The following is a 25,899-nucleotide window of genomic DNA, read 5'->3' on the forward strand; positions in this document are numbered from 1 at the left end:
GCGGTCCATGTGCGATGCTCGTCGCGTGACGAGCGAACACGCCATGCCGGCGGGTTCCGGCGCGGCCACGCCGGCCGAGGTCGTCGCCCGGCAGCGTGCCGAGATGGACCGGCTGCACGACCTGGCCGCGGCGAACGCCGTCGTGGAGCGGGCCAAGGGCGCGGTCATGGCGCTGACCGGGGGCACGGCCGAGGCCGCGCACGAGACGCTGACGCAGCGGGCGAAGGCGGCGCGGCACACGCTGCTGGAGGAGTGCTGGATCACGCTCGGCACGCTGATCCCGCCGCTGCCCGGCGCCCCGGATCCGGCGGTGACCGCGTCCGACGACACCGCCGGCCGGCCCTCCGCGCCGGAGGCCGCATCGCCCGCTCTCGCCCGCCTCGCCCGCGACCTGCTCGGCGTCGGCTCCCCCCGGGAACTCGCCCGGTGCCTGCTGGAGCGGCTGGGGCCGGACGTCGGCGCCGACGCGGTCCTGCTCCACGCCCTGCCCGTCTCGGGCCCTCCCGTACTGGCCGGGCACGCCGGCCTCGACGACGCGTCGGCCACCGAGTGGGACCGGATACCGACGCCGGGCGGGACGTCGGTGCTGAACGCGCTGCGGAACGGGGAACCGCGCTGGCAGGAGCACGGGGAGCGGGCCGGCGGGCGCCCGCCGGCCGGCGATCCGCCCGGGACGTGGCGCTCCCGGGCCTGGCTGCCCCTGCCGCCGGAAAGGCCGGCCGAGATGTGCCTCGGGGTCCTGCGCCGCCGCGGCGGATCCTTCACGCCCGGCGACCGCGCGTACCTGCGGGCCGTCGCCCGGCTGTGCGCCGGGCGCCTGCGCGCCTTCGACCCCCCGCCGCGGCCCGACGCGAGCGGTGCCGCCGACGCCGTACGGCAGGTGTTCGACGCGCTGCCGCTGCCGGCGTTGCTGCTCACCCCGGTACGAGCGGCCTCCGGGAAGGTGCGGGACTTCCGGATCGACGCCGTGACGCCGCGGGCCGGCGACGTCGTCGGCACCGCCGCCGGCCTGGTCGGCCGGCGGCTCCTGGAGTGCCTGCCGGCGGCGGCCGGCGAACCGCTGTGGCAGGGCTGCCTGCGCACACTGGCCACCGGGGAGCCGTACGAGGCCGAGTCGTCCCGCTGCCCCGGGGCGGAGGCCGGCCCGGAGCCGTCCATGTACTCGGTGCGGGTGACGGCGCTGGACGGTGCGCTGCTGCTGGCCTGGATCCGGCACGACCCGTCCGACCGGCAGCGGCAGCGGCTGGCGGATCTGCAGCGACTGGGCAACCTCGGCTGGGCCGACTGGAACCTGGTCACCCACGAGGCCGACTGGTCCGCCCAGGTCTACGCCATACTCGGCCGGGACCCCGCCCGTGGCCCGCTCCCGCTCACCGGCCTTGACCGGCTCGCGCTGCCCGACGACGCGCCCGCGCTGGCCCGCGCCCTGCGCGCCCTGGTGGGCGAGGGCAGGCCGTGCGACGTCCCGTTCCGCACCCGGACCCCGGCCGGTGTCCGGCATCTGCGGATCGTCGCCGAGGCCGCGACGGACGCCGACGGCCGGCCCGTCGAGGTGCACGGCTTCGTGCAGGACCTGACCGCGCGGCGCAGGGTGGAACTGGCGCTGGTCGAGAGCGAACAGGCGATACTGACGCAGCACGACGTCCTGCTGGCCGAGCAGACGCTGGCCGCCCGGCTGCAGCACGCGCTCCTGCCGCTGCCCCAGCGGCCCGTGCGGCCGGCCGGACTGCGCGTCGAGGTCGCCTATCTGCCCGCGCAGTCGGGACTCCAGGTCGGCGGCGACTGGTTCAGCGCCATAGAACTGCCGGACGGCGACGCCCTCTTCGTGGTCGGCGACGTCGCCGGTCACGGCGTGGACGCCGTCGCCACCATGGCCCAGCTCCGCTTCACCGCCAAGGGCATGGTCATCACGGGTTCGTCGCTGACCGGCGCCCTGGCCCGGCTCAACACGCTGCTGCTGCACTCCCGGGACTCCCACGGCACCGCGACCATGGTCCTGGCCCGCTTCGATCCCGCCCGGCGCCGTCTGCTGTGGGCGCAGGCCGGGCATCCCCCGCCGTTGCTGCTGCGCGACGGCGAGGCGCGCTTCCTGGACCGGCCGGGCGGCATGCTGCTCGGGGCGAGCACCACCCCGGTCTACGAGGAGGCGGAGTGCCTTCTGGAGCCGGGAGACCGCCTCATCCTGTACACGGACGGGCTGGTCGAGAGGCCCCCGGAGAACATCGACCGCGGTCTGGCGCGGCTCGCGGCGTCCGCCGCCCACCGCTCGGGCGAACCGGCCTCCCTGGAACGGCTCCTGGCCGCGATGCTGGACGGGGAACGGCGGGACGACGTCTGCGTCCTCGACATCCAGGTGCCGGACGACGGGGCCCGGGGCGGGTCCGGGGACGCGGGTCAGTCCACCGGGTGACCGGGCCGGATGGTGCGGGCATCGCTGAGCCTCAGCAGCGGCCGGCCGGGCGTGTCCCGCCCGCCCCACTCGACGGGCTCCAGGACGAAGCCGGTGTGGTCGCCCCCTCCCGCGCGCCGCACCACCCGGCCGACGAACCACGACTCGGCGTCCTCCAGTACGACGGCCCCGCCGTACCCCTGCCGCCGGCGCACGCTCCGGAACTTGTCGACCCGGTCGCCGGTCTGCCCGCCGAACAGCTCCGCCAGAGCGCGCTGTTCACGGGCGAGCAGATGGACGGCCAGGACGTCCGCGGACCGCGCCACCCGGTACGTCCGGTTGACCTCGGACAGCCATACGACGAACCGCACGGGTTCGATGGAGCACTGGGAGGCGAACCCGACGAGGCAGCCCGCCCGCTCCCCGCCCGCCGCGGCCGTCACCACGCACATGTCCGGGTCGAGCCGGCCGAGGAACGCCTCCATGTCCGCCATGCTAGGCAGACGGGGCGGATCAGGCAGCCAGGAGGCGCCGCAGGGCGCTTCGCAACGCGGTGACGAAGGCGTCCCTGCCCGGCTCGTCGAGGGCGTCCAGCGACAGGTACGGGTTGAGGTCCTCCAGCTCGACGAGCAGCAGCTCGCCGCCGGGCGCGCGGCAGGCGTCGACACGCTGGACGCCGTGGTCGATGCCGTTCCACTCGATGAACCGACGGGCGAACTCCAGATCCTCGGCGGTGGCCTCGTAGGGCTCCAGCTGCCAGCGCCGGTCGGGGTGCGGCGCGTACAGGGCGTACTGGAAGTCGTGGTCGACGAAGTAGAACGAGACCTCGTAGGCGAAGTCGACGCGGGGCTGGACGAGGACGTCCCCGGCCTCGGCGCTCACCGCCTCGCGCACGCGGTCCGCGGACACGATCCGCAGCCCTATGGAGTCGGCGCCCAGTTTCGGCTTGACGACGTACTGGTCGGCCGCCGGCAGGCGGTGCAGGTCCTCCGGGCGGTCGACGGTGGGGATGACCGGGTGGCCGGCCGCGGTCAGGTCCAGCAGGTACTGCTTGCCCGCCATGTCGGCCCTGCCGGTGAGCTGGTTGTAGACGCGGGCGCCACACTCGGCCGCGCGCTCGCGGAAGGCGTCGTAGGCGTCCCGGTGGCCCAGGACGGGGCCGCTGTTGCGGACGACCACGGCGTCGAAGGCGTCCAGCAGCGCGGCCGCGTCCCGGGGGTGACACAGCGCCAGGTCGAAGTCCTCACGCAGGCGCGAGGTCAGGAAGATGTCCTCGTCGCAGTAGCGCCGCCCGCGCGCCTGGTAGGCGAGGTCGGTGACGTACAGGATGCGGGGGCGGGCGGACGGCATGGGGACTCCTCTGGGCTGGTCGCACGTGATCGTATGCGAGCCGCGCCCCGCCGAGGGCACTCGGTGCGGCCCCCCGGAAGTGATGGTACTGAGTGCCTTTACGGGCGGCACTCAGTGCCATACGCTGTGGTCGTGCACGGTGGCACGGCGCACCGCGCACGCGCGATTCCGGCCGAGCGCAGGGAGTTGACCAGCGTGTACCAGCATTCAGGAAGCGTGGCCCGGCAGACGGCCGGCTCCGCGACGGGTCTGCTCGACCCCGGGACCCCGGACACCGAGGCCATCCTCTACCAGCGCTGCACCTGGTGCGGCACCGCCATGTACCACCGGCTGCTGTGTCCGGTGTGCCGGGGCAGCGACCTGCGGACGGAACGGAGCGAGGGCACGGGGACGGTGCGCCACTCCACGGTCGTGCACCGCAACACGCCGGCCGCGCGCAACGTGTCCCTGATCGAGATGGCCGAGGGTTTCGTCCTGCGCGGGAGGGTGATGGGGCCGCCCATCGGCATCCACAGCGGCGACCGGGTGCGGCTGTCCACCGCCAAGGACCCGGTGCGGGGCGAGCCGGTCTTCCAGCTGGTCGACGAGACGTACCGGGCCTGGACCTGACAGCCCGTCAGCCCGCCTGGATGCTGATGCCCACGGTGCCGGCCGGCCCCCGGCGCAGCCGGCTGCCGAGCAGGGTGAGCCGGCCGACGACGCCGTACTTGCGGGCGATCAGCCGGCGGTAGCGGGCGGTGGTGGCCGGGTCGGCGATCGTGGCGGTGGCGGGGATCTGCTCGCCGGTCGGGTTGCCGCGCATGTCGCACGGGCCGACCAGGACGTCGGGGCGGTTGCGGATGCGCTTGACCTTCCCGCTGGCGGCGGCCGTCCAGACGCCCAGCGTGTCCCCGTCCCGCACGACCCACACGGGCGTGGCGACCGGCGTGCCGTTCCTGCGGTAGCTGGTGACCAGCAGGTACTTGCCCGCGCCGAGCCGGGTCAGGGATGCCTCGTCCATGGCCGGCCAGTCTACGGCCGCTGTTCCCGCGGACCGTCGTGGGTGCCGTTCCGCGTCGCCGCCATCCGCCGTACCCCCTCCTCGATCACCTCCGGCGAGGCCGCCAGGTTGAGCCGTACGTGCCCGGCCCCACCGGTGCCGAAGGGGATTCCGGAGCTGAGGGCCACCCGGCCGCGGCTGAGGAACGCCTTGGCCGGGTCGTCGCCGAAGCCCAGTGCACGGCAGTCGAGCCAGGCGAGGTAGGTCGCCTGCCCGGGGTGGTGGACGACGCCGGGCAGATGCTCGGCCAGCAGGCCGGTCAGCAGCCGCCGGTTGTCGTCCAGCCCGGCGAGCAGGGCGTCCAGCCAGGCGGTGCCGTCGCGCAGGGCGGCCGTGTGCGCGATGACGCCGAGGTGGCTCGCCCCGTGCCCGACCTCCTCGGGCATCCTGGCCAGGTCGGCCGCGGCAGCGGGCCCGGCGAGCGCGAGCGCCGCCTTGAGCCCGGCGAGGTTCCAGCCCTTGGACGCGGACATCAGCGCCAGACCGCGCTCGGCGCCGGGGACGCTCAGATACGGCACGAACCGCACACCGCCGGCCACGACCGGCGCGTGGATCTCGTCGGCGACGACCCGGACGCCGTACCGCTCGGCGAGGGCCGCGACGGCGGCCAGCTCCTCGGCGGTGTGCACGGTGCCGGTCGGGTTGTGCGGGCTGCACAGCAGGTGGGCGGCCCGCCCCCCGCCGGCGACGGACCGCCGGAAGGCGTCCTCCAGCACGTCCAGGTCGATGCGCAGGTCCGCGCCGAGGGGTGCCTCCACCACTCGCCGGTCCATGTGGGTCACGAACTGGTAGAACGGCGGGTACACCGGCGGATTGACGATCACGGGGTCCCCGGGCCCGGTGACCAGCTTGATCATCTCTACGACGCCGAGCATGACGTCGGGCACGACCGCGGTGCGTTCCACGGCGAGGCCGTCCCAGCCCCACCGTTTGCCCGCGAAGGCGGCCAGAGCCTCGGCGTAGGCGGTGCCGGACGGGTAGCCGGTGTCGCCGAGCTCCAGTGCTTCGGTGACGGCGCGCACCACGGGTTCGGCGAGCGGCACGTCCATCTCGGCCACCCACAGCGGCAGCACGTCCTCGGGGTAGGTGCGCCACTTCATGCTCGTGCGGTGGCGCAGACGGTCGAGGGTGAGCGCACGCAGGGGGTTGGGTTCACCGGGAGGTTCATGCGGGATCCTCGTCATGGCCACAAGATAGGGGGCCGCGCACGCTCGTGTGCACCTCGCCGAGAAGGCGTAGGACCGGACCTTCTCACCCGGGCCGCCGGCGGCGGAGCCCGGCCGCCGCTGCCCGCTCGGGATCGCCGGCCGGGTGAACACGGCCGCCGCGGGTCCCGTATGGAGGGTGGGTGCCCGGCGTCCGGCGGGCCCCGCGGCGGCGACGCCGCGTGTTCGGGTCCGGGAGCGCACGCATGAGGCACGCACGACGACACATCGTCCGGCGAGTGGCACGGCTGGCGGCCGTCGGCGGACTCCTCCTCGGGGGGACGATGGTCACCCGGGCCGTGGCGAGCGAACCCCCCGACGCGTCCGCCGCCGCCCGCACACTGGCGCGTCCGGCGTCCGGCACCGGCGCCGCCCTGGTGTCACGGCTCGGCGACGCCCGTACGGCGGGCCACTGGGTCGGCTCCGACGGCCGGCCGGTCGTCGCGGTCACGGACGAGGACGCGGCCGGCGAGGTGCGGCGCGCGGGCGCCGGGGCGAGGGTCGTACGGCACAGCATGCGGGAGCTGAAGTCGGCGGTGTCGGCGCTGCGTTCGGCTCCCCGGGTGCCGGGGACGGCATGGGCCCTCGACTACCGGTCGAACGAGGTGGTGGTACGGGGCGACAGCACCGTCTCGGGCTCCGACTGGTCCCGGCTGACCGGGGTCGCGCGGGACATCGGAGGCTTCGTCCGCATGGAGCGCGTGGAGGGTGCGTTCACGACGCGGCTGAACGGCGCCCGGCCGATCCTGTCGACGGCGGGACGCTGCTCGGCGGGCTTCAACGTGACCGACGGGAGCAGCGACTTCATCCTCACGGCCGGTCACTGCGGCCCCACGGGGTCGGTCTGGTTCGGCGACGGACAGGGCGGCCGGGAGGTCGGGAGCACGGTCGCCGGGAGCTTTCCCGGCGACGACTTCTCCCTGGTGCAGTACGCGGGCGGCGAGGCGGGGGACGGCGCCGACGTGGTGGCGGTCGGCGGCGGCAAGGGGGTGCGGATCACGGGAGCGGGCCAACCGTCCGTCGGGCAGCGGGTGTTCCGCAGCGGCAGCACGACCGGGCTGCGCGACGGACAGGTGACGGCGCTCGACGCGACGGTGAACTATCCGGAGGGCACGGTCACCGGACTGATCGAGACGGATGTGTGCGCGGAACCCGGGGACAGCGGGGGGCCGATGTTCTCGCAGGGCGTGGCGCTCGGTGTGACCTCGGGCGGCAGCGGCGACTGCGCCGGGGGCGGCACGACGTTCTTCCAGCCGGTGACGGAGGCGCTGGCGTCGCTCGGTGTCCGGCTGATCGTCTCGCCGGAGGCCGGGGACGCCGGGCCGGGACCCGCGCCCTCGCAGCCGGCGGCCGGCGGTGGCGGTGCCGCCGCGGGTGCCGCGTCGCCGGGGGCGTCGGCGCCGGTGACGGGCGGCAACGGCTCGACGCTGCTGTCGCGTCTCGCGGACCGCCGCAACGTCGGGCCCGGTCTGCTGGTCGTCGCGGGCAGCCTGATCGTGCTGGTGGCCACCCGCTGGATCCGCGTGGAACGGGACCGCAGCGTCTACCGCCGGTACTACTCGGCGACCTGGGGCTGAGCGCCGGGGCCGCCGCGTGGGTCCGCTCAGCCCAGCGTCAGCAGCACGGTGGCCGCCGCCGCGCCGATCAGACCCGCCGCCTGCCGCCGGGTGACGCGCTCGTGCAGGAGCGCCAGGCCCAGGATCACGGGAAGCGCGGGATAGAGGGAGGCGAGCACCACGGCGACCGACAGCATCTGCCGCTGGGCGGCGAGCAGGTACAGGATCAGTCCGAGGGCGGCACCGGCGCCGATCACGAGGGCCTCGGCGCACCGGCGCGGCGGCAGCCGCAGCCGCCGGGTGTGCCGTACGGCACCGGGGAGCAGCAGGAGCACGGCGGCCACCCGGCCGGCGGCCACGGGCCACAGCCCGCTGCCGGGGCCGGCCTGCCCGAGGCCGAGGTACTGGACGGCTACGCCGGCGCTGGCGAGGAGCCCGTCCGCCACGGCCGGACGGGGGCCGGTGCCGCCGCCGGAGACCAGCCAGAGGGAGGGCATGGTGACGAGGATTCCCAGCCAGGCGACGGCGTGCGGCCGGTCTCCGAGGACCAGGACGCCGCACAGCACGGACAGCGCGACCCCTGTGACGGCGCTCACCGGCACCACCACGCTCATCGCACCGCGGCTCAGCCCCCGGTTGAGGAAGTGCATGGCGATGCCGCTGCCCGCGCCGGACAGGGCGCCCCACAGCAGGTCGGCCGGGCGCACGGCGTCGGCGGTCACGAGGAGGGCGGCACCGAGGGCGAGCGCGAGCCCGCCGAGCTGGCCGAGGAAGGTGACGGCGGCGAAGTGGACGCGCCGGGACAGCAGGCCGCCGGCGAAATCGACGACGCCGTAGCAGGCGGCGGAGGCCAGTGCGAGAAGGGCACCCATCCGATGGGGGTGCCCCGGGCCGGGACTCCGATGCGCCGAGGCGGCTCAGCCGCCGGTCAGGCCGCCTTCGCCGACTGTGGGGCCGCGGCGGCCCACTCCAGGACGAGCCGCTGGTACTCCTCGCGCTGCTCGACGCTCAGTGTCCCGCCCGACCGGAGCCACAGGGCCCGGATCTCCGCGTTGACCTCGTCAGCCGATCGCTCGGAACAGGGTTCAACAGTGGTGGACATGCTGTGAAGCATACGGCGCCGGGCGTGAAGACGATGTGAGTAATCGCCAGCCAATCGGACATATCAGACCGTGTTACTGATCACGTCCGACGGCCCGCCCGCCGGAGCCGTCAGGTGCCCGGCTTGCGGCCGTACACGTAGACGTCGTCGCCCTTCTTCAGCAGCGACCAGTACTTCTTGGCGTCGGTCTTGGTCATGTTGACGCAGCCGTGCGAGCCCGGCGGGTTCCACATGCTGACGCCGGCGGAGTGGAACGCCTGGCCGCCGTCGAAGAACTGGCTGTAGGGCATCGGCACGTCGTAGATGGTCGAGACGTGGTCGATGTTGCGCCAGTAGATCTTCTTCAGCCCGGTGCGGGTCTCATGACCGTTGCGGCCGGTGCGGACCGGCACCGGGCCGTAGACGAGCTTCTTGCCGTCCTGGATCCAGCTCAGCTGGAGGGTGAGGTTCACGCAGGCGATGCGGCCCTTGTTCACCGGGCACTTGCCGTCCTTGCCGGGGTTCTTCCCGACCGCCCGCTGCTTGAGCATCAGGTCCATCACCCCCCAGGTGACGGGCCCGGCGTAGCCGATGTTCGGTGTGATGCCGTGCTTGGTCTGGAAGGCCCGGATCGCCTTGCAGTCGGCGGCGGACTGCCTGCCGTCGACCGGGCGGCCGAGGAACTTCTCCACCTTCTTCTGGTACGGCCCGGTCTGTGTGGTGCAGCTCGCCGCCTGCGCGGGAGCGGCACCGAGTACGAACGTGAGCGGTGTCACCAGCGCGGTGATCCCGAGTGCGACGGCTCCCCGTCGGCGTGTGTCCCCCATGAGCCCGTCGGCCTTTCGCGTCGAAGGGGTGGAAATGTCCGGAAGGTTGGCACGCGGTGCGTTCCCTGCCTGCTAGACCGATGGGGGACGGAATCGGTTGCCCGCGACCCCGGGCCGCGACCGAACAGTGACATTTCACACCGTGCGCCCGCTCCGTCAGGGGGCGCCTCCGGCTTCGTGGACCGCCCCTCCCGGGCGGAGGTCCGCACCGTGCCCGGCGCCACCAGGTTGACGCGGACCCCAAAGAGGCGAGGCCCGCCTTGGCGGCGCCCCGAGGACGGGCGTGTCCGGCTCGTCGCCGTTACCGGTAACCCGTCACGTCCGCCGGTTTGCCCGGGTCCTGGACCTCGACGATGTAGCGCCAGGCGTCCGGGCGGCTGCCGTCGAGGTCGGTGAAGCCGTACTCCCGGGCGAGGGAGCCGCTGGACAGGGAGCGGCCGTTGAAGCGGGCCACGTCGGGGTCGGCGGCGAGCGCGCGGACGGCACGGCCGACGTAGCGCGGTGTCTCGGAGATGGCGAAATGGGGGACGCGGTCCAGGGCGTCGCGCCAGGTGTCCTCCGTCACGCCGAAGTGGTCGAGCATGATCTCCGAGCGCAGCCAGCCCGGGGTGAGGGCGACGGCGGTCGCGCCGCGCGGCCCGAGTTCGTGGCCGAGTGCGAAGGCCATGCGCAGGACCGACGTCTTGGCGAGGTCGTAGAAGAAGGAGTTCCGGTAGTGGTCGCGGTTGTAGTCGTCGGTGCCGTCGGTGACCTCGACCACCAGTCCGCCGGGCCGGCGCAGCAGCAGGGGCAGGGCGTGGTGACTGGTGACGGCGTGCGTCTCGACGGCGAGCCGGAGGAGCCTCAGCCCCTTGTCGAGGTCGTGCTCCCAGACCGGCCTGTCCCACTCGAAGAGGTTCTCGCCGCCCCAGATGTCGTTGACCAGGACGTCGAGGCGGTCCTGCTCGCGGGCGATGCGGTCGACGAGCGCGCGGACCTGCGCGGGGTCGAGGTGGTCGGCGGGTACGGCGATGCCGTGGCCGCCGGCCTCGGTGACCAGGTCGGCGGTGTCCTCGATGGTCTCGGGGCGGTCGTACTCCGAGCGCCGGGCGCGGGTGGTGCGGCCGGTGACGTAGACGGTGGCGCCGGCCGCGCCGAGTTCGACGGCGATGCCCCGTCCGGCTCCCCGGGTCGCCCCGGCGACCAGTGCGACCTTGCCCGCAAGTGGTTGTGACATGTCCGGCCTCCCATTTCCTCGTTGCCACCGTCGAGGGTGCCCGGGAAGCCGGACATCTTCTGTCGCCTTTTCCCGGCGTCTTCGAGCCCGGCGCCGAAGGCGTCGTGCGCGTCGCCGGTCAGTGGCCGCGTTGGATCCATTCCTCCAGGTGCGGGGCCTCGGCCCCGATGGTGGTCGCATCGCCGTGGCCGGTGAGGACCTTCGTCTCGGGCGGGAGGACGAGGAGCCGGTCGCGGATCGAGTCGATGATCGTCGGGAAGTGGGAGTAGGAGCGGCCGGTGGCCCCGGGCCCGCCCTGGAAGAGGGTGTCGCCGGTGAAGACGGTGCCGAGGCCGGGGTCGTACAGGCAGACGGCGCCGGGCGCGTGCCCGGGTGTGTGCAGGACCGTCAGGTCGGCGCCGGCGGCCTCGATCACCTGGCCGTCGGTCAGCCAGGCGTCGGGGTCCCGGTCGGGGTGGGTCTGGTGCCACAGCGGCAGGTCGTCGCGGTGCAGCCAGATGACCGCGCCGGTGCGCTCGGCGAGGGCGGGGGCGGCGTTCACGTGGTCGTTGTGCGCGTGGGTGCACACGATGCCCTTCAGCCGCCGGTCCCCGACGGCCGCGACGATGGCGTCGGCGTCGTGGGCGGCGTCGATGACGATCACCTCGTGGTCGTCGCCGACCAGCCAGACGTTGTTGTCGACGTCCCAGGTGCCGCCGTCCAGGCTGAACGTGCCGGAGGTGACGACGCGTTCGATGCGGGCGGTGGTCACAGGACCACCACCGAGCGCAGGACGTCGCCGGCGTGCATCCGCTCGAACGCCTTCTCGACCTCGTCGAGCTGGATCGTCTCGGTGACGAACTTCGCCAGGTCCAGGCGGCCCTGGAGGTGGAGGTCGATGAGCATCGGGAAGTCGCGCGAGGGCAGGCAGTCGCCGTACCAGGAGGACTTCAGCGCGCCGCCGCGTCCGAAGACGTCCAGCAGCGGCAGCTCCAGCTTCATCTCCGGGGTGGGGACGCCGACCAGGACGACCGTGCCCGCCAGGTCGCGGGCGTAGAACGCCTGCCGGTAGGTCTCGGGACGGCCGACCGCCTCGATGACGACGTCGGCGCCGAAGCCGCCGGTCAGTTCGCGGATCGCCTCGACCGGGTCGGTCTCGCGGGAGTTGACGGTGTGAGTGGCGCCCATGGTGCGGGCTGTCTCGAGCTTGCGGTCGTCGATGTCCACGGCGATGATCTTCGCCGCGCCGGCCAGGTGGGACCCGGCGATCGCCGCGTCGCCGACGCCGCCGCAGCCGATGACGGCGACGGTGTCGCCCCGTCCGACGTTGCCCGTGTTGATCGCGGCGCCGATGCCGGCCATCACGCCGCAGCCCAGCAGTCCGGCCACCTGCGGGGAGACCGCCGGGTCGACCTTGGTGCACTGTCCGGCGGCGACGAGGGTCTTCTCGGCGAAGGCGCCGATGCCCAGGGCCGGGGAGAGCTCCTGGCCGGTCGAGGCGAGGGTCATCTTCTGCTCGGCGTTGTGGGTGTCGAAGCAGTACCAGGGCCGCCCGCGCAGACACGCCCGGCACTTGCCGCACACCGCGCGCCAGTTGAGGATCACGAAGTCACCGGGGGCGACGTCGGTGACGCCCTCGCCGACCGACTCCACCACACCCGCGGCCTCGTGGCCGAGCAGGAAGGGGAAGTCGTCGCTGATGCCGCCCTGCTTGTAGTGCAGGTCGGTGTGGCACACGCCGCAGGCCTGGACGCGCACCACGGCCTCGCCCGGCCCCGGATCGGGCACGACGATCGTCTCGATCCGCACGGGCTCGTCCTTGCCCGGTGCGATCACGCCGCGTACTTCCTGCGCCATGGTCCAGACCCCTTCTTCGGCCGTTCTGCCTTCCCCCGAACCCTACGCGCAACTGATCGGTAAGGGGCGCGTGACGGGGCGGTCCGGCGGCGTGGCGGTCGCGCGCGGCCGCAAGAGGACGGGCTTCGCCGTACGGCGCCGACGTAGCCTGGGCCCTGCGCCCGTCTGCCCGTCCGCCTGCCGAAGGAGCCTCGTGAGCATCGCCGAGACCCAGACCGGTCCGCCCGCCTGGCGTCTGCTGCTGACCTACGTCCGCCCGCACCGGCGGGCGCTGTTCGCGGGCGCCGTGCTCTCGCTGGTCACCGGCGCCACGGGCCTCCTGCTGCCGCTGGTGGCCCGGGAGTTGATCGACGACCTGGCGCACGACCGGGCCATCGCGGGCGCGCTGCTCGCGATGTCGGGGCTGGTGGTCGCCAACGCCGCGCTGGGGGCGGTGGGTTCGTACGTGCTGGCGCGCACCGCCGAGTCGGTGGTGCTCGGCGCGCGGCGCTCCCTGTCGTCGTATCTGCTGCGGCTGCGCATCGCGGCCGTGGACCGCACCGAACCGGGCGATCTGATGGCCCGTATCACCTCCGACACGACCCTGCTGCGCGAGGTCACCACCGACTCCCTGGTCGGCTTCGGCACGGGAGGGCTGACACTGCTGGCGACGGTCGTGATGATGGGCCTGGTGGATCCGGTGCTGCTCGGGGTCACGCTCGCGGTGATCCTCGGCGCGGGGACGGTGCTGGGCCTGATCGTGCCGCGCATCAGCCGGGCGAGCCGGCAGGCGCAGGACGCGGTCGGTGTGATGGGCGCCGCGCTGGAGCGGACGCTCGGCGCGCTGCGCACGGTGAAGGCGTCGGGTGCCGAGCCGCGCGAGGAGCGCACGCTGCACGAGGCCGCCGAGGAGTCGTGGCGGCAGAGCATACGCGCCGCCAAGTGGTCGGCCGCCGCGGGCAACACGGCGGGGCTGGCCATGCAGATCGCGTTCATCACCGTGCTCGCGGTGGGCGGGGCACGGGTCGCGACGGACGCGATCGACATCGGCACCCTGGTCGCGTTCCTGCTGTACGTCTTCTACCTGATGTCGCCGATACAGGAGGTCGTCGGCGCGATCACCCGGTACCAGACCGGTTCGGCGGCGCTCGCCCGCATCCAGGAGGCGCTGCGGCTGCCCGCCGAGCCGCCGGCCCGGCCCGCCGAGCTGCCGGCCCCCGGCGTCCGGCCCGCCGCCCTCGCCTTCCGGGACGTCCGTTTCCGCTACGCCGACGACCTGCCGTACGTCCACCACGGGGTGACGTTCGACGTGCCGGCCCAGGGGATGACGGCGTTCGTCGGTCCGTCGGGCGCGGGCAAGACCACGGTCTTCTCCCTCATCGAACGGTTCTACGAGCCGGAGTCGGGGGACATCACGCTGGACGGCCGGAGCCTGGTGGACTGGGAACTGGCCGAACTGCGGGCCGCGATCGGGTACGTCGAGCAGGACGCCCCCGTGCTGTCCGGCTCGCTGCGCGACAACCTGCTGCTGGGCAATGCCGAGGCGGACGAGGACACGCTGGCCGGGGTGCTGAAGACGTCACGGCTGGACGGCCTGGTCGCCCGGCTGCCGCACGGCCTCGACACCCTCGTGGGGCATCGGGGCACCAAGCTGTCGGGCGGCGAACGCCAGCGGGTCGCCATCGCGCGGGCCCTGCTGCGCCGGCCCCGGCTGCTGCTGCTCGACGAGGCCACCTCGCAGCTCGACGCGGTGAACGAGGCCGCGCTGCGCGACACCGTCGCGGACGTGGCCCGGACGACGACGGTGCTGGTCGTCGCCCACCGGCTGTCCACGGTGACGACGGCCGACCGGATCGTCGTCATGGACGCCGGACGCGTCCGCGCGGTCGGCACGCACCGGGAACTCGTGACCTCCGACCCGCTGTACGCCGAACTGGCGGCGACCCAGTTCCTGGCCACGGGCGGCTGAGCGGGCGTTCCGGCGCCCACGCTTGCCGGACGCGCCGGGGCGGAGGAGCCTCGGAAGGAGAGGCCCCCAGCGGCCCGTGTCCCCGTCGGGCCGCGGCCTTCGAAGGAGGTCGTCATGGGCACCACCGCAGGCCCCGGCTTCGACACCGAAACGCTGCGCCGGGGCATCGAGGGAGAGACGGCGCAGACCCTCCTGTCGCTCTACGCGGACGACGCGGAGATCCGCATCGTGGACCGCTACGCCCAGCCCAGCAACCCCAAGGTCCTGCACGGCCGCGACGAGATCGCCGAGATGCTCGACGACGTCTACAGCCGCGACATGACGCACAAGCTGGAGCGCTGTGTCGTGCAGGGCGACACCGCCGCGTTCACCGAGTCGTGCGCGTACCCCGACGGGATCCGCGTGCTCGCCGAGTCGATGATGTCGCTCAGGAACGGCAAGATCGTCGAGCAGACCACGATCCAGGCCTGGGACGAGTGAACGGACACGGAGGAGGCACGGGCACTCAGCGCGCCGGGGCGCCCGCACTCCAGCCCGGGGGACGGAGGATGCCCACGAGCTGTCGGACCAGTTCGTCGACGACCTCGTCCAGCGTCGCGTCCACCCACCCGGCGCTGAAGTCGTGGAGCAGGCCGTTGACGCTGCCGATGAACGCGGTGGCGGCCAGGCGGTAGTCACGGGGCGCCGCCTCCCCGCGGGCGACGGCCGTCCGGGCCTCGGCGCAGATGAGGTCGATCCAGCAGGCGCGGCGGGCCAGTCGCTGTTCCTCCAGGCGGGGGCTGACGCCGACGATCTCCACGAAGGCGATGCGGATGCGGCGCGGATCGCCGGTGACGTCGGCGGCGTAGGCGCGGAAGATCGCGGCGGCTCGTTCGGTGAGCGGCAGGTCCCGCGCGCCCGCCGCGGCGGCCAGGACGGCCTCCTCGGCCCAGGCGTTGACCTGGAGGTGGAGGGCGGAGAGCACGTCCTCCAGGGTGCGGAACTCCTCGTAGAACTGGCGGGTGGACAGGCCGGCGGCCTCGCTGAGGGCGGCGACGGTGGTGGCGCGGTAGCCGGGGGAGCCGCCGAACAGCCCGAGCGCGGCGTCCAGGAAGCGGGTCCGCCGCTCGGCCTGTCGCTGCGCGGCGGACTTGCCGCCGTAGCGGCCGGTCGGCGCCCTGAGCCTGCCCGCCATCCGCTCCCCCTTCCACGCCCGGACGACCCGCCGCACGGCTGATTTTGTCGTGTACGCGGTCTTGTGGAGAAGGGCGACCCTTCCTTACTTTGCAGTAAGTTCACTCTGAAAGCGGCTGTGTTCAGATTTCCCGCCCTTCCCCCACTCCCGTCAGGAGAGCAGTCATGCCTGTCCGCAGATCCAGGCACCTTTGCTCCGTGGCCGCCGCCCTCGCCCTCACCGTCGCGGCCCCCGCGACCGCCGCCACCGCGTCCGAGGACTCCTCCGCCGCGCTGCGCGAGGTGATGTTCGTCGGCAACAACTGGGACGGCACCGCCGACGTCATCGAGTCCACCGGCGACTTCGCGAGGATCGGCCGGATCGACGTGATCCCCGACAAGGCGCAGCGGCTCGCCGAGATCAACGCCGACCCGATCAGGTGGATCTACTTCCAGGCCATCCGCAACAGCGTCGGCGAGGGCCACGACCAGTTCGTCGACGACATGTACTCCACGCCGGACGGCGGCTCGGTGGTCGTCTCCCGGCCGAGCTTCGCCGACGTCGTGTCCATCGACCTCGCCACCGGGCGCCTGAACTGGCGGTTCCCGGTCTCGGGCTACCGCTCCGACCACATGGCGGTCTCCCCCGACGGCACCCGGGTCGCGGTGTCGGCCTCGACCTCCAACACGGTGCACGTCCTGGACATCGAGTCGGGGAAGCAGCTCGGCTCGTTCCGCACGGGTGACAAGCCGCACGAGAACATCTTCACCGCCGACGGCAGGTACATCTGGAACATGTCCATCGGCGAGGTGAACACCGCGCTCGACGCGCCCTGGCTGGACTGGACGAAGGGCGACCGGCGCATCACCGTCGTGGACGCGACGACGTACGAGCAGGTCAAGGTGATCGACATGCGTCAGCGTCTCGACGCGATCGGCCTCGGCGACCGCTCCGACGCCGTGCGACCGGCCGTGTTCTCGCCCGACGAGTCGAAGCTGTACTTCCAGGTGTCGTTCTTCAACGGCTTCTTCGAGTACGACATCGCCACCGACCGCATCACCCGCACCAAGACGCTGCCGAAGAACCCCGCCACCAGCGAGGACCGCACCACCTGGGTCAACGACTCACGGCACCACGGCATCTCCATGAGCCCGGACGGCGCCAAGCTCTGTGTCGCGGGCACGATGGACGACTACGCGACGGTCGTGAACCGGACGACACTCCAGGAGGGTCCGCTCGTCACCGCGGCCAAGCCGTACTGGGCCACGGTCAGCGGCGACGGCCGGCACTGCGTGGTCTCCGAGAGCGGTGCCGACCAGGTCACGGCCATCGACTTCGCCACGGGCGAGAAGACGGTGTCCGTCGCGGTCGGCGACCACCCCCAGCGTGTCCGCCTCGGCCATGTGGCGGCGGACTGGACGGGCCCGGCGGTCGGCTGAGACGGCCCGGCGACCGCCGGGGAGGGCCGTGGCCCGGGACGGGGCCACGGCGGCCGGCCGTCAGCCACCGACCCTGCGCGTGACGTTGAGCAGGTACTCCCTGCGGTTCAGCGGGTTGTGGTCGGTGCGCGGCCGGCGCGGCACGGCTCCGTTGCGGACGGGCGCGTAGTGGTCGAAGGCGCTCTCCAGCTCGCCCTCGCCCCGGGTGAGCCCCGGCAGCCGCTGCTCCAGCCCGTGCACGCGGGCCGCGGGCACCGTGCCGTGCAGGACGCACAGGCTCCGCCGGGTCGCCGTCGTCCGCGTCACGGCCCCCGCGGCGGCCAGCACCGGCAGGAGGGCGCCGAGGGTGTCGGCCGGGGCCTCGATCCGGAAGCGGTGCATCGGCTCGTGGACCCGCGTACCCGCCCGGCGCAGGGCCTCGACGAGCACCAGCGGGGTCAGGCCGCGGAAGTCGGCGCCGGTGGAGGACATGCTCTTGTCGAAGCCCTGGTGGGCGTGGCTCTGCCGGGGCGAGTAGCCGCAGTGGGTCAGGGTGACCGTGCAGTCGGTGACCCGCCAGCCGTACAGGCCCTGGCCGAGGGTTTCCCGCACGGTGTCCTCGACGGCCTTGAAGAAGGCGTACGGCATGGAGCCCAGCTCCACCTCCAGCCGGAAGGCGACGCCCGCGCCCACCGGCGCGGGATCGACGCGCAGGCCGACGGTCGCGAGGAACGGGTTCGGGTCCTTCTTGTTGAACTCGACGGCGGCCCCGGTGCCGGCCGGCCGCTCGACGCACAGCGGCGTGGTCTCGCGGAAGCCGACGTCGAGTCCGTACTCGTCGGCGAGCGTGGCCTGGACGACCTCCTTCTGGACCTCCCCGTAGAGGGACACGGAGATCTCCTGGCGCACCTCGTCGTGGCGCAGGCCGATCAGCGGGTCCTGTTCGGCCAGCCGGGTGAGGGCGAGGTGCAGGGCCCGCCGGTCCACGTCCGGGCCGGGGAGGACGACGGTCTCCAGGGTGGGCGGGGAGAAGAAGTGCCCGCCCGCCCCGCGGGGTGCGCCGAGCGCGTCGCCGATCCTGACGTCGGCCAGGCCCCACAGCCGGGCGATCCGGCCGGCCGGCACCTCGTCCCGTACGACGTCGGTGCCGTGGTCGAAGACGCTGATCGCGGTGACCTTGCCCTCGGTGCCGGCCTCGCCGAACGGGATCCGGTCGCGGACGCGCAGGGTGCCGGTGAACATCCGCGCGTACGCGATCTTCTCCCCCGCCGGGCCCCGCTCGACCTTGAACACGGTGCCGGAGACCGGGCCGCCGGGGTCGCCGTCCGCCGGGGGCAGCAGCTCCCTGATGCCGGCCAGCAGGGCGTCGGTGCCCGCGCCCGTGACGGCGGAGCCGGCGTAGACGGGGTGCACGAGGGCCTGCCGGGTCTGTGCGACGAGGGCGGCACGGAGCAGGTCGTCGGTGACGGTGCCCTCGACGTAGGCGGACAGCAGGGTGTCGTCGCGGTCGGCGAGGGCCTCCAGGGCGGCCGGGCCGAGTTCCGGGACGAAGCGGGCGCCGGGTGTGCCGAGTCCGGTGGCCGTGCCCATCGGCACGGTGGGCACGGCGAGCCGCTCGGCGGCGGAGCGCAACACGTCCTCGTAGCGCGCGCCACGGCGGTCGATCTTGTTGACGAAGAGGAGGGTCGGGATGCCCAGGCGGCGCAGCGTGCGCATCAGGACGCGGGTCTGCGCCTGCACGCCCTCCACGGCGGAGACGACCAGCACGACGCCGTCCAGGACGCCGAGCACCCGTTCCACCTCGGCGATGAAGTCCGGGTGGCCGGGGGTGTCGATGAGGTTGACCGTCACGCCGTCGAGGGGGAACGAGACGACGGCGGACTTGATGGTGATGCCGCGCTGCCGTTCCAGCGCGAGCGTGTCGGTCCGCGTGCTTCCGGCGTCGACGCTGCCGATCTCGTCGATCACGCCGGCCGCGTGCAGCAGCCGCTCGGTCAGGCTGGTCTTACCTGCGTCGACGTGCGCGAGAATTCCCAGGTTGAGCATGTGCACGGAGTGTCATGTCCTTCGAAGAGAGAGGGGTTCCTTCCTGGGGGGACATGAACGGTGCGCGCATTGCTGCTCCTCGGGATTCCGGCGGCTTGTGCCGTGCAGTGCAGCAGAGGCGCGCCGGCGGGCGCAACGGATTAACCGCCGGCCGGCCGCGCGTGCCGGGCGGGCGAAAACGCGTGGAAGAGGATGCGGAAGAGGATGTGTGAGCCGGGCCGGAAGGGGTAGGCGGCGGTCGACGGACGAGGCCCGCGCGGCCTCGACGCCACTCCTGTCAAAGACCGGAAGGAGGCCGTGACATCGCACACTCGCAGCGACCGGGCCGCTTCCGTCAGTACGGAGCGGCCCGGGTCATGCCGGGCGCCGCGGCAGCCGGTGGAGCTCGACGTCCGTGAGCCGGCCGTCGGCGGCGGTGGCGGTCATGTACGTGCAGTACGGCTGACGGCGCCGGTCGGTCGGGGACCCGGGGTTCAGCAGGCGCAGGCCGCTGTCGGCCGTGGTGTCCCAGGGGATGTGGCTGTGGCCGAAGACCAGGACGTCCAGGTCGGGGAAGCGGTGGGCGCAGCGCGCCTCGCGCCCCTGGGCGGGGCCGGTCTCGTGGACGACGCCGAAGCGCAGGCCGCCGAGGTCGGCGCGGGCCACCTCGGGCAGCCGGGCGCGCAGCTCGGGGCCGTCGTTGTTGCCGTAGACGCCGACGAGGCGGCGGCTGCGGCTCTCCAGCAGGTCGAGGGTGGCCGTGTCGACCCAGTCCCCCGCGTGCAGGACGACGTCGGCGCGCGGGATCTCCGCCAGCAGCGGTGGCGGCAGTTCCTTCGCCCGCTTCGGCAGATGGGTGTCGGACATGAGCAGCAGGCGCACACGGCCAGCGTAGAGGCAGCGGCAGGACGGCGGCACCGGGTCCGTCTCCGGCCCCGGCGCCGCCCGCCACCCCTGCCTCCCCGCGCGCCCGCGACCGTGCCAACGCCAGGCGAGCCGCGCGGTGAGCGTGAGCCGAACCGCCTCCGCGCCCAAGCCCCGGCAGGCTGCCGGGGACGCGGCGTACGACCGGCAGCTCTGCCGCGGACGCCGCTTCCGGCGGCGGGAACTGGAGCGTGACGCCGGAGCGCGGGCCGCCCCGCGGTGGGCGTGAGCCGAACGGCTTGCGTGCCCAGGTCCCGGCAGGCTGCCGGGGGCGCGGGCGGTGTCAGCGGTGCTTCGGCCGGGGTGAGGTGTCGGTCACGGGGGCGAGGTAGCGGGTCAGGGCTGCCTTCAGCTCGGCTGTGTATGCGGTCCGTTCGGCGCCCTCGTGGTGGGCCACGAGGGACAGGCCGGCGCTGAGGACGGCGAACGCCGTGGTGGCGACGCGCACGCGTTGTGCGCCGGGCAGTGCGGGGGCCCACAGGGCGATCATCTCTTCGAGCTGTCCGCGCAGGGCCATGGGGATGCCGCCCGGCCCGTCGGGGCCGTGGACCAGCACCGTGAACACGGGATTGCGGAGGCTGAACTCGACGATCGGGTCGAGGAGGGCGTCCAGCATCGCCTCCAGCGGCAGGGACGCGTCGGCGACCGGCCGGCCGCGCACCTCGGCCAGCTGCCGCAGCAGACGCTCCCCCAGCCGGGCCGCGAGCGTCGCCTTGTCGGGGAAGAACTGGTACAGCGTGCCGGGAGAGACGCCCGCTTCCCGTGCGATGGCGTTCATGCCGGCCGCCGCATAGCCGGACCTGCAGAACACGACGGCCGCCGCGTCCAGCAGTTGCGCGGTCCGGCGCTCACCGCGGGCCTGCCTGCGTCTGCCGCCCGCCGCTGCCGGTGTGGTCGCTTCCATGGTCCTTCCCCTGGTGGACGGCCCGGTGGTCAGAGCGCCGCGAGCATCGTGAGCATGGCCACCGCCATCGCGACCCGGCAGGCGCGGCTCAGGAGCACCCCGGACCGCGGGACCGCCCCGGGGACGTCCGCGGGGCCCGCGGCCACGAGCGTGGCCCCGGTGTACAGGACGTAGACGGCGAAGTAGGCGAGCAGGGCGCCGGTCAGCACCGGCACGCCGAGGCCGGCCATGTGGGCCCCGTGCGCCGTGCCGGACCCGTGTCCCCCGGTCGGCATGGCGAACGCCATGTAGACCATCGCCAGCGCGCCGACCGAGTGGTGCAGACGCTGGTGCAGTGGACGTGGGAACGTCAGCGCGGCCAGGCCGACGGCGCCGAAGACGATCCCGAACACCGCACCGCTCCAGCCGGGCAGGACGGCCATGAGCGAGGGCGGCGCCATCACCGCCATGCCGAAGCCCATCAGAGCGTCCCCCGTCATCTCGGCGCGCTCCGCCCGGGGCCCCGTGCGCACGCGGAGCAGGCAGTAGGCGCCGACGGCCGCGCACAGGGCCGCGAGCAGCCAGCCGGGGAACCCGGACAGTGCCCCGTGATGCATGCCGTCAGTCCTCCAGGTCCTCGATGAGGGCGGCCCGCGCCCGCGCCACCCGGGACCGGACGGTCCCCACGGGGCAGCCGCTGACCCGCGCGGCCTCGGCATAGCGCAGGCCCAGCAGCTGGGTGAGGACGAACGCCTCGCGTCGTTCCTCGGGCAGGGTGTCGAGCAGCTGGCCCAGGGCGATGCCGTCGTCGAAGCCGGGCAGTCCGCGCGGCTGGGCGCGTTCCGCCATCGACTCCCAGTCGGGAACGGCGTACAGGCGCGGCCGGGTCGCCGCGTACCGGCTGCTGTCGACGACGGCACGCCGTGCGATGGCCAGCAGCCAGGTCCGCGCGGACGAGCGGCCCTGGAAGCGGCGGAGGGCACCGAGTGCGCGCAGGAAGGTCTCCTGCGTCAGGTCGTCGGCGGCCTGCGGGTCACGGCTGAGGTGGGCCACGAAGCGCCATACGTCGCGGTGCAGTGAGCGGACGAAGCGCTCGGCGGCGTCCGTGTCGCCGTCGCGGGCGGCGAGTGCCAGCCGGGTCGCGTGCGTGTCGCGGGTCAGCCGGTCGGTGTTCGTCACGGCGTTCCTCTCGGTCGGTGCTCGTGGCCGGGCGGAAACCGCTTCCGCTTGCTGCCGCGGTCCTCGGGTGCCGGGCCTGCGGTGGCCCGGTCGCCGCCGGAGGCGTACAGACGGCGTTCGAGGGCGCGCTCCTGCGCGCTCAGCGGGATCCCCGCGCCCGGGCGCTCCGGGTGGCCCGGCGGCGGGTCGCCGGGCCGCAGGACGAACTCGGTGTACTCCGGATGGCCCGGGGCGACCCAGAAGCCGCCGTACGCGGTCAGCGCCCGCCACAGTCCGTCCAGCAGGACGATCGCCCGGTAGCGCCAGAGCAGCACGCCCCTCATCCGCCCGGGGCGCGCCGCTGCTGTCGGCGGCCGGTCACCTCCGCTCCCCCAGCACGCCTCCCGTGGCGCGTGCGGCGATGCCGGACCGGTTCAGGTACGGGGTGACGCCGCCCAGGTGGAAGGGCCACTCGCCGCTCGCCAGGAGCATCAGGTCGGCGTCGGCGGGTCCGGTCAGCACGCCGTCGGCGACGAGCGCGCCGATGTCGCGGGCGAGGGCTGCCAGGGCGTGGTCGAGCGCGTCCGGGGCGGTGGTGGTGGAAGGCGTCGCCGGGCGGACCGGGCTGCCGGTCCGGCGCAGCCGCCGGAGCACCGTGCTCGGCGGCGTCGGCAGGGCGAGCGGTGCGCAGACCGTGTCGAGGTCGTCCTCGCGGGCGCGGTCGAGCAGCGCGCCCAGGAAGGTGCTCCGGAGCCGGTCGGCCACGGACCCGGGGTGATCACCGACCGGCAGGCAGGGCGGACCGAGCCGGGCGGCGAGGGCGCCCGCGGTGGCGTACGCGGCGTCGGTGGCCCCGGCGCGGGTCAGCTCCACCGCGCCCGGCGCGGACGCCGCGGCGGGCAGCCGCAGGCCGGCCACCCGGCCGGGGTCCTTGAGCCCGGCTGCCACGTCGGCGACCGTGCGGCCGTCGGCGACGAGGAGCACGCAGTCGTCCGGGACGACGCCCTCGGCCTGCCGCAGCACGGTGTCGTCCGCACCGGACCGTCCGCCGGGCAGCGCGGCGACGAGGGCGCCGGCGTCCGCGACGACGTCCGCGGTGGTGCCGCCGGTGACGCGCTCGGCGCACCACCGGGCGTCCGCCGCGGTGAGGCGGCCGGAGGCGGCGGCCTCGTCGAGGAGGCGGCGCAGTCCGGCGGTCGCGGCGTCGCGGGCGGCCGGGTCGGGGACGCAGACGGCGACCGGTACGCGCAGCTTCTCCAGCAGCAGGGCGGCCAGTCGCAGGCCGTCCTCGCCGTCGCCGACGACGCCGATGCTCCGCACCGGCCGGGCCAGGCGGAGGTCGGGGCGTGCGGGATGCGTCTCGGCGTGCTTCTGGGTGAGCTGGAAGGCGTAGAGGCTGGAGTGGAACTCGGGGGTGACGAACAGGTCGGCGGCGGCCTGTTCGGCGGCGGTGAAAACCTCCTCGCGTGCGGCGGTCCTGCCGAGTTCGAGCAGTTCCAGGGCGCGGCGGGGCGCCGGGAGGACGCCGTGGGTGCGGGTCTCGACCAGGTCGGCGCCGCGGGCCAGCGCGTCGTCCCACTGGCCGGCGAAGTCCTCCGGCGCGGGCCGGGTGACGGTGTGCCGCCCGCGCAGGACGCCGGCGGCCCAGGCCAGCGAGCGGTCCAGGAACCGGGAGGGCTCCAGCAGGACGTCGGCCAGGCCGAGGGCGTGGGCCTCGGTGGCGGTGAGCATGCGGCGGGCGGACAGCGGGTGCTCCAGCATCAGCGTGACGGCCTTGTCGGGGCCGAGCAGCCGGGGCGCCAGCCAGGCACCGCCCCAGGCCGGGACGAGGCCGAGCGAGCACTCGGGGAGGGCGACGACGGGGGCGCCGCGCGAGAGCGTGCGGTAGCTGCAGTGCAGCGCGAGTTCCAGGCCGCCGCCGATGGTGACGCCGTTGAGGAACGCGAAGCTCGGCACGGGCAGTTCGCCCAGGCGGCGGAAGACCTGGTGGCCGCGGCGCAGGGTGCGCGCCGCCTCCTCGCGGTCGGTGACGCCGGCCGCGAGCGCGAGATCCGCGCCGGTGCTGAACATGAACGCGGTGCCGGTGACCGCGACCGCCGTGATCTCCCCGGCCCTGGCCCGGGCCGCCGCCTCGTCGAGCACGGTGTCCAGCCGGTCGAGGCCCTCGGGGCCGAAGGTGGTGGGCCGCATGGCGGGGCCGAGCGGCGGCAGTCCGTTGTCGAGGGTGATCAGTGACAGGGTGCCCGCGCCGTCCGGCAGCCGGACGTCGCGCGGCCGGGGGGTGGTGACGGTCTCGCGGACCGCGGGTCGCTGGGTGGTCACGGGGTCTCCTGCGCGGCGGGGGTCCGGGGGGACACGGTCGGGTCGGACAGGAACGCGCGGATGGCGTCCAGGAGTTCGGCGGGGCGTTCGAGCGGTGGGGTGTGCCCCGTGGCGGGCAGCACCACGAGCCTGGCGCCGGGCATGCGCGCGGTGTAGGCGCGTACGACGGGCAGCCGGATGGGGACGTCGTCGGCGCCGTGGACCACGAGCACGGGGACGTCGATCTCGGGCAGCCGGCCGGTGATGTCGCCGCGCCGGTAGACGGAGTGGCAGGCGTGTTCGATGCGGTCGCCGGTGAGCGTGGTGAAGTGCTCGGTCCACCGCCGCGCGGTCTCGCTGGTGAGGAAGTCGCGGCGGAAGTTGAGCCGGGCGACCATGGCCGCGAGGTCGGGGCTCATGCCGTCCGCGAGCACGGCCTCGACCATCGCCTCGAAGGGCCGCCTGGTGTTCTCCGGTTCCTCGTCGGGGCGGGTGTCCACCAGGACCAGGGCGGAGACGAGCGCCGGGTGCCGCAGGGCCATGCGCCAGCACTTCATGCCGCCCATGGAGTGGCCCACCCACACGGCGGGCCGCTCCCCCATCTCTCCTCGGTAGGCGTCCGCGAGCCGGTCGACCTCCTCCTCCAGGGTGTACGGGGACGTGCGCGGCGGCGCCAGGCCGTGCCCGGGCGCGTCGACGGCGACGGTCGTCCGGGTCGCGGCCAGCCCGGCCGTGACGGGCTCCCAGACCCGGCTGTCGGTGAGCAGCCCGTGCAGCAGGACGACCGGGTCGCCGGTCCCGCGCCGGTGCCAGCCGAAGACCCATCCGCCGGCCTCGACCGTGGTGCCGGCGGCGCCCGCGGACGCGGGCGCCGTGGTGTCAGCCGCACCCCCCGCCATGGCCGAGATCACCTCCTCGGGTTTCCGGGTCGGGTTCGGGAAGCCGCTGCGCACGGGGCTCCGGGTCGCCGTCCGTGCGGCCGTCGAGGGCGCCGAGGAAGGCGTCGAGGCGGTCCAGTCCCCAGTACTTGTCGTGGCCGTGGATGAAGTACGGCACCCCGAACACACCGTCGTGGACGGCTCGGCGCAGGGCCCGTGCGCCCTCCTCGCGCAGTGCGGGGTCGTCGGCGGCGCCGGCGAGTTCACCGGGGTCGAGGCCCATCTCCTTGCCGATGGCGGCCATGGTGGCGGGGTCGCAGATGTCCCGGCCCTCCAGCCAGCGGGCGGTGTAGACGCGGTCGGCGAAGTCGGCGCCGCGGCCGTGGCGTTGGGCTGCGAGGTAGGCCAGGTGCGGGACCTCCCACACGGGTTTCCGGTCCACCGGCCAGGTGACCTCCAGGCCGCGGGCGGTGGCGAGCCTGCGCACGTCGGCGAGGATGTAGAAGTGCTTGGGGCGTGACATGGCCGTGTAGACGAAGGTGTCTCCGGTCCCGGCGAGGAGCCGTTCGCTCCACGCGTCGGGCTCCCAGTAGGGCACCCACTCCAGGGCGGCCGCGACGTCGGGACGGCGTGTGGTCAGTTCGCGGTGGGTCAGCCAGGAGTAGGGGCTGCGCAGGGAGAAGTAGAAGGTCTTCCTCGTGGTCATCGCCCT

26 protein-coding genes are annotated in these 25,899 nt (G+C 74.0%); 6 read left to right on the forward strand and 20 right to left on the reverse strand.

Annotation, left to right across the window (positions count from 1 at the left end):
- Nucleotides 1-43: 43 nt before the first annotated feature.
- Nucleotides 44-2,410: a SpoIIE family protein phosphatase gene (locus H0H10_RS30050; RefSeq protein WP_188184353.1), complete on the forward strand. Its 2,367-nt coding sequence runs from the start codon at nucleotides 44-46 to the stop codon at nucleotides 2,408-2,410.
- Here H0H10_RS30050 and H0H10_RS30055 read toward each other — a convergent pair.
- Both H0H10_RS30055 and H0H10_RS30060 read right to left on the reverse strand, forming a co-directional pair.
- Nucleotides 2,395-2,883, reverse strand: a complete 489-nt coding sequence (locus tag H0H10_RS30055; RefSeq protein ID WP_188184293.1) for a flavin reductase family protein — start codon at nucleotides 2,881-2,883, stop codon at nucleotides 2,395-2,397. The genes H0H10_RS30050 and H0H10_RS30055 overlap by 16 nt on opposite strands.
- Nucleotides 2,884-2,902: 19 nt before the next feature.
- Entirely contained in the window at nucleotides 2,903-3,739 is an 837-nt protein-coding gene (locus H0H10_RS30060; RefSeq protein WP_188184294.1) for an ATP-grasp domain-containing protein, read from the reverse strand.
- A gap of 195 nt (nucleotides 3,740-3,934) precedes the next feature.
- On the opposite strand from H0H10_RS30060, the gene H0H10_RS30065 reads away from it, so the two are divergent.
- Nucleotides 3,935-4,348 (forward strand): Zn-ribbon domain-containing OB-fold protein, encoded by a 414-nt coding sequence (locus H0H10_RS30065; RefSeq protein WP_188184354.1) that lies wholly within the window; start codon nucleotides 3,935-3,937, stop codon nucleotides 4,346-4,348.
- Nucleotides 4,349-4,355: 7 nt separating this feature from the next.
- Here the strand turns inward: H0H10_RS30065 and H0H10_RS30070 are convergent, their stop codons facing one another.
- Together H0H10_RS30070 and H0H10_RS30075 are read right to left on the reverse strand one after the other, a co-directional pair.
- A complete protein-coding gene (locus H0H10_RS30070; RefSeq protein ID WP_188184295.1) occupies nucleotides 4,356-4,739 on the reverse strand; it encodes a PPOX class F420-dependent oxidoreductase in 384 nt (127 codons plus the stop codon).
- 11 nt (nucleotides 4,740-4,750) lie between these two features.
- Nucleotides 4,751-5,962, reverse strand: coding sequence for a MalY/PatB family protein (locus H0H10_RS30075; RefSeq protein ID WP_188184296.1), 1,212 nt, complete (start codon nucleotides 5,960-5,962; stop codon nucleotides 4,751-4,753).
- 227 nt (nucleotides 5,963-6,189) lie between these two features.
- Here H0H10_RS30075 and H0H10_RS30080 point away from each other — a divergent pair, with 227 nt between their 5' ends.
- Nucleotides 6,190-7,560, forward strand: coding sequence for a S1 family peptidase (locus H0H10_RS30080; protein WP_188184297.1), 1,371 nt, complete (start codon nucleotides 6,190-6,192; stop codon nucleotides 7,558-7,560).
- A gap of 26 nt (nucleotides 7,561-7,586) precedes the next feature.
- Here H0H10_RS30080 and H0H10_RS30085 read toward each other — a convergent pair whose 3' ends face one another.
- The 6 genes from H0H10_RS30085 to H0H10_RS30110 form a co-directional block, all read right to left on the reverse strand.
- Complete coding sequence (locus tag H0H10_RS30085; protein ID WP_188184298.1) at nucleotides 7,587-8,411, reverse strand: EamA family transporter; 825 nt, start codon at nucleotides 8,409-8,411, stop codon at nucleotides 7,587-7,589.
- A gap of 56 nt (nucleotides 8,412-8,467) precedes the next feature.
- On the reverse strand, nucleotides 8,468-8,653 hold the full coding sequence (locus H0H10_RS30090; RefSeq protein ID WP_188184299.1) for a hypothetical protein: 186 nt from the start codon (nucleotides 8,651-8,653) through the stop codon (nucleotides 8,468-8,470).
- A 98-nt stretch (nucleotides 8,654-8,751) separates the two neighbouring features.
- Nucleotides 8,752-9,447: a L,D-transpeptidase family protein gene (locus tag H0H10_RS30095; RefSeq protein WP_188184300.1), complete on the reverse strand. Its 696-nt coding sequence runs from the start codon at nucleotides 9,445-9,447 to the stop codon at nucleotides 8,752-8,754.
- 301 nt (nucleotides 9,448-9,748) lie between these two features.
- Entirely contained in the window at nucleotides 9,749-10,663 is a 915-nt protein-coding gene (locus H0H10_RS30100; protein ID WP_188184301.1) for an SDR family oxidoreductase, read from the reverse strand.
- Between the two features lie 118 nt (nucleotides 10,664-10,781).
- The gene (locus H0H10_RS30105) at nucleotides 10,782-11,414 is read right to left on the reverse strand and encodes an MBL fold metallo-hydrolase (RefSeq protein WP_188184302.1); all 633 of its coding nucleotides are present in this window, start codon (nucleotides 11,412-11,414) and stop codon (nucleotides 10,782-10,784) included.
- Nucleotides 11,411-12,499, reverse strand: coding sequence for an S-(hydroxymethyl)mycothiol dehydrogenase (locus H0H10_RS30110; protein WP_188184303.1), 1,089 nt, complete (start codon nucleotides 12,497-12,499; stop codon nucleotides 11,411-11,413). Before H0H10_RS30110 ends, H0H10_RS30105 begins: the two co-directional genes overlap by 4 nt.
- A gap of 193 nt (nucleotides 12,500-12,692) precedes the next feature.
- Here H0H10_RS30110 and H0H10_RS30115 point away from each other — a divergent pair, with 193 nt between their 5' ends.
- Both H0H10_RS30115 and H0H10_RS30120 read left to right on the forward strand, forming a co-directional pair.
- Nucleotides 12,693-14,447 carry an ABC transporter ATP-binding protein gene (locus H0H10_RS30115; RefSeq protein WP_188184304.1) on the forward strand — a complete coding sequence of 585 codons (1,755 nt, stop codon included), beginning with the start codon at nucleotides 12,693-12,695 and terminating at the stop codon, nucleotides 14,445-14,447.
- 114 nt (nucleotides 14,448-14,561) lie between these two features.
- Complete coding sequence (locus H0H10_RS30120) at nucleotides 14,562-14,927, forward strand: nuclear transport factor 2 family protein (RefSeq protein ID WP_188184305.1); 366 nt, start codon at nucleotides 14,562-14,564, stop codon at nucleotides 14,925-14,927.
- A 25-nt stretch (nucleotides 14,928-14,952) separates the two neighbouring features.
- Here H0H10_RS30120 and H0H10_RS30125 read toward each other — a convergent pair whose 3' ends face one another.
- Complete coding sequence (locus tag H0H10_RS30125; protein ID WP_188184306.1) at nucleotides 14,953-15,621, reverse strand: TetR/AcrR family transcriptional regulator; 669 nt, start codon at nucleotides 15,619-15,621, stop codon at nucleotides 14,953-14,955.
- Between the two features lie 164 nt (nucleotides 15,622-15,785).
- Between H0H10_RS30125 and H0H10_RS30130 the strand changes: the two genes are divergently transcribed.
- The gene (locus tag H0H10_RS30130) at nucleotides 15,786-17,039 is read left to right on the forward strand and encodes a YncE family protein (RefSeq protein ID WP_188184307.1); all 1,254 of its coding nucleotides are present in this window, start codon (nucleotides 15,786-15,788) and stop codon (nucleotides 17,037-17,039) included.
- A gap of 60 nt (nucleotides 17,040-17,099) precedes the next feature.
- Here the strand turns inward: H0H10_RS30130 and H0H10_RS30135 are convergent, their stop codons facing one another.
- The 9 genes from H0H10_RS30135 to H0H10_RS30175 form a co-directional block, all read right to left on the reverse strand.
- Nucleotides 17,100-19,070, reverse strand: a complete 1,971-nt coding sequence (locus tag H0H10_RS30135; protein ID WP_188184308.1) for an elongation factor G — start codon at nucleotides 19,068-19,070, stop codon at nucleotides 17,100-17,102.
- Between the two features lie 348 nt (nucleotides 19,071-19,418).
- Nucleotides 19,419-19,925: a metallophosphoesterase family protein gene (locus H0H10_RS30140; RefSeq protein WP_188184309.1), complete on the reverse strand. Its 507-nt coding sequence runs from the start codon at nucleotides 19,923-19,925 to the stop codon at nucleotides 19,419-19,421.
- Nucleotides 19,926-20,250: 325 nt separating this feature from the next.
- Nucleotides 20,251-20,871: a TetR/AcrR family transcriptional regulator gene (locus H0H10_RS30145; RefSeq protein ID WP_188184310.1), complete on the reverse strand. Its 621-nt coding sequence runs from the start codon at nucleotides 20,869-20,871 to the stop codon at nucleotides 20,251-20,253.
- A 29-nt stretch (nucleotides 20,872-20,900) separates the two neighbouring features.
- Nucleotides 20,901-21,467, reverse strand: a complete 567-nt coding sequence (locus H0H10_RS30150) for a DUF5134 domain-containing protein (RefSeq protein ID WP_188184311.1) — start codon at nucleotides 21,465-21,467, stop codon at nucleotides 20,901-20,903.
- Between the two features lie 4 nt (nucleotides 21,468-21,471).
- Nucleotides 21,472-22,029: a sigma-70 family RNA polymerase sigma factor gene (locus H0H10_RS30155; protein ID WP_188184312.1), complete on the reverse strand. Its 558-nt coding sequence runs from the start codon at nucleotides 22,027-22,029 to the stop codon at nucleotides 21,472-21,474.
- On the reverse strand, nucleotides 22,026-22,343 hold the full coding sequence (locus H0H10_RS30160; RefSeq protein ID WP_188184313.1) for a DUF6059 family protein: 318 nt from the start codon (nucleotides 22,341-22,343) through the stop codon (nucleotides 22,026-22,028). Before H0H10_RS30160 ends, H0H10_RS30155 begins: the two co-directional genes overlap by 4 nt.
- Before the next feature lie 43 nt (nucleotides 22,344-22,386).
- A complete protein-coding gene (locus tag H0H10_RS30165; RefSeq protein ID WP_188184314.1) occupies nucleotides 22,387-24,330 on the reverse strand; it encodes an enoyl-CoA hydratase/isomerase family protein in 1,944 nt (647 codons plus the stop codon).
- Nucleotides 24,327-25,208, reverse strand: a complete 882-nt coding sequence (locus H0H10_RS30170) for an alpha/beta fold hydrolase (RefSeq protein ID WP_188184315.1) — start codon at nucleotides 25,206-25,208, stop codon at nucleotides 24,327-24,329. The genes H0H10_RS30165 and H0H10_RS30170 overlap by 4 nt, the downstream gene beginning before the upstream one ends.
- On the reverse strand, nucleotides 25,189-25,893 hold the full coding sequence (locus H0H10_RS30175; RefSeq protein WP_188184316.1) for a 2-hydroxychromene-2-carboxylate isomerase: 705 nt from the start codon (nucleotides 25,891-25,893) through the stop codon (nucleotides 25,189-25,191). The genes H0H10_RS30170 and H0H10_RS30175 overlap by 20 nt, the downstream gene beginning before the upstream one ends.
- Between the last annotated feature and the right edge of the window lie 6 nt (nucleotides 25,894-25,899).

This window comes from Streptomyces griseicoloratus (genome assembly GCF_014534645.1).
GTDB classification, from domain to species: domain Bacteria; phylum Actinomycetota; class Actinomycetes; order Streptomycetales; family Streptomycetaceae; genus Streptomyces; species Streptomyces griseicoloratus.